Source organism: Clostridium grantii DSM 8605 (genome assembly GCF_900129965.1).
In the GTDB taxonomy this organism is placed as follows: Bacteria; Bacillota; Clostridia; order Clostridiales; family Clostridiaceae; genus Clostridium_AF; species Clostridium_AF grantii.
Genome location: NZ_FQXM01000047.1, coordinates 1 through 11,189 on the forward strand (window position 1 = coordinate 1; position 11,189 = coordinate 11,189).

Genomic DNA, 11,189 nt, shown 5'->3' on the forward strand with positions numbered 1-11,189 from the left:
GAACTCTTTCTAAGTAATCAGATTCTCTTTCGTTTTGTATTTCAACTATTATCTTCTCTTTATTTTCATCTTCTACAAGAATATCTACTCTATTAAATTTATTGGTTTCACTTGTTTGATTTCCTTCACTCTCTAAAATATTTAAAATAACAATATCTTTTTTAAGTAACGCTGTTAACAAGCCTTCTAACACATTAAAGTTACTTTTGTCCCGTAACATCTTCTTTATAAACCAATCAAATCTTATTAATTTATTTGAATTTTCCATTGAATTCACTTCCTATCTATAAGTAATAATTCATCTTTCTATATTAATTATACAATAGTTAACTTAGAAAAGTAAATTATTGTGTTCCATTTTATATTATTTACAAACTAATTCGATTTTATACGTATGTACGTTCTTATTCTTTTTAAATATCTCAAATAGCAACAAAAACTGTTGATAAATATGGACAGGATATAATTAGGATTACCACCTGTTATACATTGCTCACTTTCTTGGCGCTCCACCGGTGCTCCCACTTGCTTTTTGCAATAAAAATCCACTCCTTTATTGCTACGCCAATATTTTTCAACTATATAAATGATTCTTTATATATTATTCTTGAGGTCTTGTACTTTGAAAAATTTGCACCTCAGAAGTGCTTACAAAAAATTCCTGTATTAGAGAGAAAGGAATTTTTTGTTTGCTAAAAGACAGCTTCACAGATTACTGTGAAGCTGTTTTTGCGGTAACAGTAAGTGTTCTATCTCTTACCAATTGTTTTGCTTTTATTGCTTATATCTTTCCCTATATTTAATTTTCTTTCATTAATAATAAAATACTTTCAGATATTTTGTTATTTTCAACTAACATACTTTGGGTAGATTTCTGGAGAATATTATTTTTAGTTAGCTCCATTACCTCTCTTGCTATATCCGCATCTTGTATTCTCGATACACCACTGGTTAGATTTATTTCTGCATTGGATACATTGTTAGAATATTTTTACATAAATGTAAAAATAATCACCATTAGGGTTTTTGCGAAATCTTTAGATTGAGCTTATAACCTTAACCTCTAAATTATGGGTAATTTAATATTGTATAATTAACAATATACCACTTATTTATTGCATATTTTGTTATATTTTGTCGTTTTCTAACATTTTTTTATATTTATAAGAAGCATATATCTTTTATACCAAAAACAAGAACTCTTACAAGCTACTGTAAGGGTTCTTGTTTTATTTTTTATTAATCTTAAATATATTTTAAATACTTCAAAAATATTCATTCCAAATGTCATGTTTGTAAAAGTTATAACATTATCTATAGCTGCTGTTACCTTAATTAGAACTCTACATATAGCAAAACAAATTATGAACAAAGTAAATGATTTGTTTTGCTTACAATGGTAATCTTTAATGTATATTCTGTATAAATCCAACCCTTTACCAAGTGTTCCTAAATAAATTATTTTTAACAATTTATTTAAAAGAATAACCTTTAACTAATATAAGTTAATACCAGAAATACATGTATCCTCATATTTTTGGCCATCATACACTTCAAGAATTGTAAATTTAACATGGTCAGTTTTCACTACTTCATCTAAGATTATGTAATCCAACTCATTAACATATGAATTTAATTCTTTAACAATAGTTATGCCTTCAGATAATTCAATTTGAATTTTCTTGACTCTATTGTTATTTTCAGCTGATTCATAGGATTTCTTATATCCATTTCTAATCTCTATAACATTAATCTCTTGTGGAGTATCAGCCCGTAGTTCTACGTATTCACCAATACCATCACCTTCTACCCCTTCAACCCATGCTGTTTCATCTTTATCATCTATTACATTATTTGAAACATAGCTATTATTGCTTTGATCATTTAATGTGGAGGATGATAAAGTGTTATTAAAAGGTTTCTTATTTGTAAGTTCTTTAGAAATAAGATCCCCATCCTTTGATAATACAGCAACTCCACCATATTTAGAAGAAGTATCACTATTACTTTGAGCATATTTAATATATATTTTTGTATCTCTCACATCCAATTCATAAGGCCAATATATTTCTTCATAATCTCTTGTCCACTTTACACTTCCATCAGGTGATATTGCTGTTATAAATGGTCCATAATAACCTATGCAATAAATTGTACCATCTTTATCTACTAGTGGAGCAATACCTGATCCAACTAGTACATCTCCCCACAATTCATTTCCTGTACTTCTTTCAATAGCATATAATTTACTATAAACTTCAACATAAATTATTCCATCTTCTGTCTCTGTTATAGGTGACATTACATCAAGTTCTGTAAGTTCAAGATTATCCCAATTTCTTTCCCATACTTTATCTCCATTTTCATTTAACGCGTATATATACACATTTACCTTATTATTTCCTAATTCTTGAATTTCAGATTCTATTTTTAAATTTTTTTGCTCAATTGCTACATTAGCTGCTTTTTCTGTAGCATCCACCTGATTATTTTCCTTACTTTCACTTAAATCAGCTGTATTTTTTTCTATTGCAATATTTTCAGTTTGTTGATTTTTTCTACTAGAAACTACAACCCCCACTATAATAATCACACATACAAATATAAGGCCAGCAACTATGTATTTATTTTTTATATTGTTATCATTTAATTGTTTTCCTTCTTTTTTTTGTTTTGATATTATTTGCTGCTCCCTTTGTTCATTTTGTTGGTTTTGATCAAGAAATTTTTCTATGTTAAATCCACATTTTTTACAAAACTTTGCTTCATTTAGATTATCTGATCCACATTTCGGACAAAACATACTTATACCCCATTTCAATTCATTATTCTATTCCTTAATTTCAAATAGATATTGTTTTGCTTTCTGAAATTCAGTTTCTTTCATACCATTAAAAATAATTCCTAAACTTCCTATAGACTCTATGAAAAATCCTTTTGATGTTATAAACCATAGGTTTTTATCTTTGATTGCATTTATGGACGCCAATTTTTCTTTATAGATAATATAATCTCTTGTCTTTCTAGAAAATTTTATCACCCAAAATGGAAAGTTGACTCCTTCTTCAGTTAGAATTATTAATCGGTCATTTGTTAGTACCATCCAAGCGGTTTTTCGAACTATTAGCCCATATATAATACCTAACAAGTTTATCATTATATAGCTAATCCACCATATAAGTGCTCCTAATCCATTAGGTATTGTAACTTCAACCCTTCCTTTAACTTCTAACATAACGGTTTCATTAGGCTTTAGAATTTGTTTTAGTCGTTCTTGTGCCCACTTAGGCGTATTTCCTGACACTTGTTTCTCATCTCTTGTTTCTTGATTTTCTGTAGTTCCTATACTTGTACCACATTTTATACAAAAGCTACTATCTTCAGGATTATTATTCCCACATTTATTGCATAACATATTTACACATCCTTTCATCTTTCCGTGAAAATCACTTCTTTATCTTATCACAATTTGTAGTTTTTTCTTGTCGAACCCTGTAATGCGTTTTAACTTTATTTCTTGCTATATTTATACTCTTTTTTAATACAATTAAAAACAAAACAAATTAATCCTTGTTCAAAAGTAAAAGCACCTACATTATACTGTAGATGCTTTTACTTTCCAACTTTCAACTATTCACTAAACAATTCTAAATACTCCTCATAAACTAATTTCCGTCATAAATATTTTTGATTGTGCTGTAATCTGCTTTAGGATTTTTCGGTGGAATTCTACTCTCACAAGGCATACCCGCCTGACATTTTCCACATCCATACCAAGGTGGATGCTCCGCTTTTATCTGTTCTAAAAAGATATTACAGGGTATATGGGACTTGCCATGTTCATTTATGGCATCTACAGGACATGCTCGCTGACATGCTTTACACATTATACAGTTATCGTAAAGCCCTGTATATTCCCGTTGATCTGCCGTCAACTCAATGTCTGTAATAATTGAACAAAAACGTCCTGCTATACCTTTTTTTGTTATAATGGCACGGTTTAAACTAAAGGTTCCCATTCCCGCTACATATGCCGCGTGACGTTCAGACCAGTTGCTGTATATCTTTGGTTCTTTATATATTTTGAAACGCTCGTCTGCAATGGGAACCATTGCCTTTCCACCTTTTGAACGTATAAGCTCCGCTAGTGCTTGTGCTGCTGCTGTGACGTATGCCTGCCCCTCAATTCTGCCGTGCATCCATTCATCGCTAGGATAATTACCCCCGGCATTGCTATCTTTTATGTGTTCCGTGAAGGGATTAAATATTGATATAATACTTTTTGCACCATCCATCCATTCAGAGGGGTTTAAATAGTTTTCCCCCACAATTTCAGGATTTGTATATGTTTTATATATCTCATCCTGAGCCGACGACACCCCCACTATAGGCCACTCAAATATGCGAATTCCGGCATATTGGGGACTAAGAGCTACGTCCCCGCTAACACTATTGTGTATTGAATTATCTGAGAAATCTTGTAATAATTCTAGTATTTCTGTTTTTGAAATATTCATGATAGCCCACCTCCTTGTATAAGGATATAATTTTAAATTGTTTTAGTCAAATAGTATAGGTATCCCAGTTCAACTATTAATTCATACATGCCACAAAACTCCCAAAAGCCGTAGCTTTTGTAACAAGTATAAATTAAGTTTCACAGTGGGTTCCTATATATATGCACTATAATATAATAATAAGCTTAAACCAAGTAAGTCAAAAAACACCCATCCGCCAAAGACTAGTGCTTCACTCTAGAATAAAATATTAATTTTAATTCATCCAATAGGTCTATCTATGCAGCATCAAAATCAATAAAGTACTTTCTCTCTGGTGTATGTATGGTGAGGGTTGCTAAATTAATATTGTCCTCTAAAATATCCACTCTGTATTCGAACATGACATCATCATTTTGCTTCTTCATGAATAAGTAACTTCCTTCTTCTTGATCCTCGGCCTCATCACTTATTTCAGCATAGATTTCTTCGCCACTGACTTCTCCAGGATATCCTGACTTTCTTATCTTTTCCTCTATTGCTTTAAAAAACTTTTCCATTTTTTTCTCTCTTTCTTTTTTTAATACCTGCTCCTCTTAAACTGTATACTACATTCTCCTTTCCCTTAAAATTTACTATTTAACTTAGACTTGATTTTTATAAATCAATAATCATTCCCTCAATGACAGATTACTATTTGTCTATCACTTGAAAGTTATTTTTCTCTTTTATTATAACATACTTTGATTATTTCCATTACTTATGATACATTATTTTTAAATATAAAAACACCTTAATGAAGTCATACCAATGCCTTTAATTAAAAACCTCATTTATTTATGGTCCGGTTCACAGCATCCCAAGTAAGTGCGATTCTTTGTCTCTCAATAAAATTTTCAATATTAGCAGCAATTTTATCGGTAACCCCAATAACTCATATGGCTGCCATATGAGTTATTTAATTTAAGCTTCATTTATTATAATAATACCTGTAATATAAAATTATAATAATTGATAAAAAAAGGTTGGATTATTATTTTAATATTTCTTGTGGGTGCAATGTTTTTTGAAAGACCCTTCTGCAACTACCTTTGTATTGAAGGTGCGCAGGTGGTGAAAGTGTTGATGCTATTGTAAATGACCTTCCTGAATCTAGTAAAGGTCACAATAAAAAAGGAAAATAGAAATTAGAGCTATGCATACAGCATAGCTCTTCATTCATGTAATAGGAATAATCTCATTCGGTTCATTATAATATTGTATATTTAAAGAAACCCCATATTGATTATATTTTTCTAAATGTTTTTTTAAGTTCTCACGTTCAAGCTGAATTATATCCTCATAATTCCCATAATGTTTTAATCCTTGATTTAGTGTTATTTTCTCCAAATGCAATAGGACTTAGTAGACTACTTTGCTTTACTGATAAATCAAGTAATAATTTTGCATAATCATTTTTCATGTTATTACCTTTTAAATTCATAACTTTTTCATCACAAGACATTTCCATATCCTTAGTCATCAAATAGTAAGATATCCACATTAATGGGTTAAACCAATGAAAAACTACTGCCATAAAATATAAAGGCTTTATAATATGATCTTTTCTTATCATATGAGTTTTTTCATGGCTAGTGATGTATTCATAATTTTTGTCTTTTATTCCTATTGGTAAGAATATTCTAGGATTTATAAAGCCTAAAACAAAAGCAGTAGTTATTCTATCTGTTTCATAAATATTTTTTTCTACTAATGTAGCTGTACTAACTCCTTTATATAATCTTATGTAAGAAATGATAGAGTATATCAAAATTATAATAATCCCTATAAGCCATATATTACTTGCTATATAAATAACTATTTGCATAGGATTTACACTTGCAACTTCATTTACAGGTGGTAGATTATTATTAATTAAATTACTGGCTATGCTATCAACAGAACTTATGCCACTATATATTTCTGGTGATTTCATATAACCAATATTATCATCGATCACATTACTTTCTGTGGGTATTAAACTTATTATACTCTTAAATGAGAAAAAACAAGTCATACGTAAAAATGCTATTCCCCATAAAATATAGGAATAAATTTTTGGAGATTTTCTTAAAAACACTCTCAGAAGAATGATAGCTAAAACAACATAACTGGCTATAAAACTCATATTTAGAATTTTTATAAAAATACTCTCTATTATCACTTTGTAGCCTCCTCTATCATTTTCCTAATTTCATCAGCTTCTTTTTGAGTAAGTTTTTTATCTTCCAAAAATGCTGAAATAAAATGAGGCAATGAATTATCAAAAACTTTATTTATAAGGTGCTGGCTCTCATATTTTTTCACTTGCTCTTTTTTTACAGTGGCTGTTACCATTGTATTATCATTTTTTATAAGCTGTTTTTCAGATAGTTTCCTTATCATGGTATATGTTGTTGATTTTTCCCATCCAAGTTTTTCTAAACATATTTTATGCAATTGAGTTGAATTTACATTATAAGTGTAATTTGCAAATCAACTGATTTCTTAATCTCTTACCACTTCTCTAATTGTTTGCATTGTAAGATCTACTGAGGCAATTTCATCTGCACATCTTTTTAATTCTTTTTCTATTGTTTTAGTGTATTTAATAGTGTGTTTATACTTTATCTGATGTTCAAGACTTGCCCAACAATCTAATGCAATTGTTCGAATCTGAATTTCAACTGCTACACCATCTAACTCTTCCGTATTTAACTTCACTATAAGATGATAACTCCTGTAACCATTTGGTTTTGGGTTAGAAATATAATCCTTTTCTTTTATTATTTCAAATTCTCTTTGAGCCTTAATAAAATCAACAACCTGATAAACACTATCCATAAAACCACATACAATCCTTATTCCAACAATATCTGTAAGATTATCTAAGGCTGTTTGCAAGTCTGGCTCCAGACCTTTTTTTAGCAACTTATTCTTCACACTCTTTGAACTTTTGATTCTTGACTTGCAATGCTCAATAGGATTCTCCTCTGTTTTTCTTTTTTGAGTTTCTCTGTATATTTCAATTTTATCTAATACATATTCCTCAGCAGATATTAACCTATTCAATTCATCTTTATAAAACTCCGAATTTTCTTTATCCATACTATAACCCACTTTTTTCACTCCTATCAAAAACTAAATTTACTATATTGTTGCTGTAATATAGGTATCCCAGTTCAACTATAAATTAAGTTTCACAGTGTGATCCCTATAATAATAGACTTTCCGTCAACACTTTTAGCTGTTATATTTCCTTTATGCACATCAACTATAGATTTTGCTATAGATAGACCAATACCAAAGCCTCCTGTTTTGCTGTTTCTTGAAGAATCCGTACGATAAAATCTATCAAATAAAATATCAAGATTACCTTTTTTAATGTCCTTTGTTTTATTGCTTACAGAAATGATACTTTGACGCCCACGTTTCTTTAAAGTGATTTCTATTTCACTATTATCTGTTGAATATTTAATTGCATTATCCAAAAGTATTGAAATAAGTTGACGTATAGACTTTTCATCTCCTTTATAAGTGATATTGCTTTCTATATCTGTAGTTATTTTTTTCCCCTGTGATTTAGCTAAAGAATAGAATGGTTTTGAACTTTCATCAATAGCATCTGAAAGGGAAAAGTCAGTTACCATAACCGAATTACTTTTTTCTTCCATTCTTGCTAAAGACACAAGGCTCATAGTTAAATCTGAAAGCCGATTCACTTGATTCCTAATGCTTGTAGTCCACTCACTATCTCCATTTTCCATCTCTATAACCTCAGTGTTTGCATTTATAATTGCAAGAGGAGTTTTAAGTTCATGGCCTGCATCTGTAATAAATTGTTTTTGTTTTTCAAGGCTTTGAGCAACAGGCTGTACGACTTTCTTAGAAAAAATCACCACAAGTAAGATAACAGATATTGTACCTATAATGGAAATTATAATACTATACATATAAAATACCTGTAAAGTTTCAAGCTCATTACTACTATCTATAAAAACTATAAGACTTTCTTCATTTTCCTCCACAATTCTATACTTATATATACCAACATAACCAGTAGTTTTATTGCCCTCAATTACTTCAATTGCTAACTCCTTGCCATCCTCACTGCTTATTGCAGCTATCTTTCCTGTGTTAATATCCACAATATTATTGTTTGAATCAACTACCACTGTAAAATACCTTGTACGATAAGAAGTTTCAATGCTAAAATTTGAAACCTCATCGTTAAGTTCCTTAAAATCTGGAAAGATACCTTTATTTTCTATAATCACGTCAATAATTTTATCTATATTATTATTCACCTTTATATGAATAAAAATATTTAATGCAACCATGATACTAGTTAAAACAAGAATAACTGAGCCCATAGTTATTAGTATAAACTTTCTTCTTAGTTTTTCAATCATTCTAACCCCTCCAATGAATATGCCTTGTTGTTGTCTATCTTAATATGTACATTTGCACTAAGGGATGCAAGTTTTTTTCTTAGGTAGGAAATATATATCCAAACAACATTTATTTCCGCTTCACTATCATTTCTCCATATTTTTTCCATAAATCTATCTGCTGAAATAATGTTTCCAGGATTAATCATCAACATCTCAAGCATCTGAAATTCCTTATTAGCAAGCCTGAAACTTCCACTATCTGATGAAAGCTCAAAATTTGAACGGTTTAAATTAATATTCCCAAATGTCAATACAGAGTTTGTAATCTCATTTTCCTTTCTTGTCATTGAGCGAATTCTAGCCAAAAGTTCCTTTGTTGCAAAAGGTTTTGTAAGATAATCATCTGCACCACTATCTAAACCAACTACTCTATCATCAATTTCAGCTTTAGCTGTTAGCATAAGAACTGGAATATTATTTCCCTTTTCTCTTATAGTTTTTAAAACAGTGATTCCATCCATTTTTGGCATCATTATATCAAGTATTGCTCCGTCATAATTTTCAGTTTGAAGATATGTAAGTGCTTCCTCACCATCATAAACAGCATCTACCGAATAATTACTATGCTTTAAAATGGCAACCAATGCCTTTGATAATTCTTTTTCATCCTCTGCTAATAATAATCTCATTTTACCTTCCCCTTTTCTATGTAATATCTACATAATAACATAAATACCTTAAATGAAGTTTAAAATTAGATCATATTGATTCCTGTGATATCTTGACATATTTTTCATGAGGTGTTATACTCATATACAACACCAACAAACAATAATACTAAAAACGAGAGGCTAGCAACAGGTTATAGGTATTATTCACAAGAGCAACTTAATCATTTTTTAGGAATAAAAGGCATTAAAACTAAAACTAAAAAAGTAATAGGATATTGTAGAGTTAGTTCTCATAAACAAAAGGACGACCTTGAAAGACAAATCGAAAATGTTAAAACATATATGTTTGCTAAAGGTTATCAATTTGAGGTTATAACTGATATAGGTAGTGGAATTAACTATAATAAAAAAGGATTAAATCAACTAATAGATATGATAACTAATTCAGAAGTTGAAAAGATAGTAATTCTGTATAAAGATAGGTTATTAAGATTCGGGTTTGAAATTATAGAAAACCTATGTAATAAGTATGGAACTACTATTGAGATTATAGACAACACTGAAAAAACAGAAGAACAGGAATTAGTTGAGGATTTAATTCAAATTGTTACAGTTTTTAGTTGTAGCCTTCAAGGCAAGAGAGGAAGTAAGGCTAAGAAAATGATTAAGGAGTTGTTAGAGAGTGATACTGGGGAAGAAAACTAGATTATACCCAACTAAGGAGCAGGAACAAAAGCTATGGCAATCCGTTGGTACTGCAAGATTTATTTATAATTGGACTCTTGCAAGACAAGAAGACAATTATAAAAATGGTGGTAAGTTTATTTCTGATAATGATTTACGAAAAGAATTGACTATCTTAAAGAAAACAGAACTTAATTGGCTTAATGAAGTATCTAATAATGTAGCTAAACAAGCTGTTAAAGATTGTTGTGAAGCTTATAAGAAGTTTTTTAAAGGGTTAGCGGATAGGCCAAGATTCAAGGGCCGAAGAAAGTCTAAACCGTCTTTCTATAATGATACATCAAAGCTTAAAGTTAAAGAAAATTCAGTTTTGATTGAAAAAGTAGGTTGGATTACTATAAAGAAAAATTCAATACCTATGAATTGTAAATATACTAATCCACGAATAAGTTTTGACGGAAAGTATTGGTTTATATCAGTTGGTATTGAAAAAGAAAACCCAATAGTAGAATTAACTACTGAAAGCATAGGAATTGATGTGGGCATAAAAAATTTAGCTATATGTTCCAATGGAATGACTTTTAAAAATATTAATAAAACAAGAGTTGTAAAGCAACTTGAAAAAAGGCTACGTAGATTACAACGTAGGGTGTCTCGCAAATACCTAAAAAATAAAGAAGGGAGTAAGTTTGTCAAAACAAGTAATATTATAAAAATCGAAAAGCAGATTAAATTACTTCATAGAAGATTAGCAAATATAAGAAGTAATCATAGTCACCAAGCAACGAACATGATAGTGAAAACCAAGCCATCAAGAGTTGTTATGGAAATACTTAACATTAAAGGGATGATGAAAAATAAGCATTTATCAAAAGCTATTGCACAACAATGCTTATATGAGTTTAAAAGACAAATTCAATATAAAT

General features: G+C 29.8%; 10 protein-coding genes and 3 pseudogenes. 2 read left to right on the forward strand and 11 right to left on the reverse strand.

Annotated elements, in window-relative coordinates:
• The 11 genes and pseudogenes from BUB83_RS20135 to BUB83_RS20190 all read right to left on the reverse strand — a co-directional run.
• Positions 1–268 (reverse strand): PD-(D/E)XK nuclease family transposase (locus tag BUB83_RS20135; protein ID WP_200801509.1); only part of this gene is annotated, 268 nt, incomplete at its 3' end.
• A gap of 531 nt (positions 269–799) precedes the next feature.
• A pseudogene (locus BUB83_RS23020) lies at positions 800–973 on the reverse strand (flagellin); the annotation flags it as partial.
• Between the two features lie 522 nt (positions 974–1,495).
• Positions 1,496–2,803 (reverse strand): NADase-type glycan-binding domain-containing protein, encoded by a 1,308-nt coding sequence (locus BUB83_RS20150; RefSeq protein ID WP_073340898.1) that lies wholly within the window; start codon positions 2,801–2,803, stop codon positions 1,496–1,498.
• A 27-nt stretch (positions 2,804–2,830) separates the two neighbouring features.
• Entirely contained in the window at positions 2,831–3,415 is a 585-nt protein-coding gene (locus tag BUB83_RS20155; protein WP_084133731.1) for a zinc ribbon domain-containing protein, read from the reverse strand.
• A 250-nt stretch (positions 3,416–3,665) separates the two neighbouring features.
• A complete protein-coding gene (locus BUB83_RS20160) occupies positions 3,666–4,517 on the reverse strand; it encodes a 4Fe-4S binding protein (protein ID WP_073340900.1) in 852 nt (283 codons plus the stop codon).
• Between the two features lie 278 nt (positions 4,518–4,795).
• Positions 4,796–5,056 (reverse strand): hypothetical protein, encoded by a 261-nt coding sequence (locus BUB83_RS20165; protein WP_073340901.1) that lies wholly within the window; start codon positions 5,054–5,056, stop codon positions 4,796–4,798.
• Between the two features lie 779 nt (positions 5,057–5,835).
• Complete coding sequence (locus tag BUB83_RS20170) at positions 5,836–6,699, reverse strand: M56 family metallopeptidase (RefSeq protein WP_073340902.1); 864 nt, start codon at positions 6,697–6,699, stop codon at positions 5,836–5,838.
• Positions 6,696–6,980, reverse strand: a pseudogene (locus tag BUB83_RS21755) (BlaI/MecI/CopY family transcriptional regulator); the annotation flags it as partial. The gene BUB83_RS20170 and the pseudogene BUB83_RS21755, both read right to left, overlap by 4 nt.
• Positions 6,981–7,022: 42 nt before the next feature.
• Positions 7,023–7,634 (reverse strand): GTP pyrophosphokinase, encoded by a 612-nt coding sequence (locus tag BUB83_RS21760; RefSeq protein WP_242950729.1) that lies wholly within the window; start codon positions 7,632–7,634, stop codon positions 7,023–7,025.
• An 80-nt stretch (positions 7,635–7,714) separates the two neighbouring features.
• Positions 7,715–8,926 carry a sensor histidine kinase gene (locus tag BUB83_RS20185; RefSeq protein ID WP_073340904.1) on the reverse strand — a complete coding sequence of 404 codons (1,212 nt, stop codon included), beginning with the start codon at positions 8,924–8,926 and terminating at the stop codon, positions 7,715–7,717.
• Positions 8,923–9,597, reverse strand: coding sequence for a response regulator transcription factor (locus BUB83_RS20190; protein ID WP_073340905.1), 675 nt, complete (start codon positions 9,595–9,597; stop codon positions 8,923–8,925). Before BUB83_RS20190 ends, BUB83_RS20185 begins: the two co-directional genes overlap by 4 nt.
• Positions 9,598–9,738: 141 nt before the next feature.
• Here BUB83_RS20190 and BUB83_RS20195 point away from each other — a divergent pair.
• Positions 9,739–10,284: pseudogene (locus tag BUB83_RS20195) on the forward strand (IS607 family transposase); the annotation flags it as partial.
• A partial coding sequence (locus tag BUB83_RS20200) for an RNA-guided endonuclease InsQ/TnpB family protein (RefSeq protein WP_073340907.1) occupies positions 10,262–11,189 on the forward strand: 928 nt, incomplete at its 3' end. The pseudogene BUB83_RS20195 and the gene BUB83_RS20200, both read left to right, overlap by 23 nt.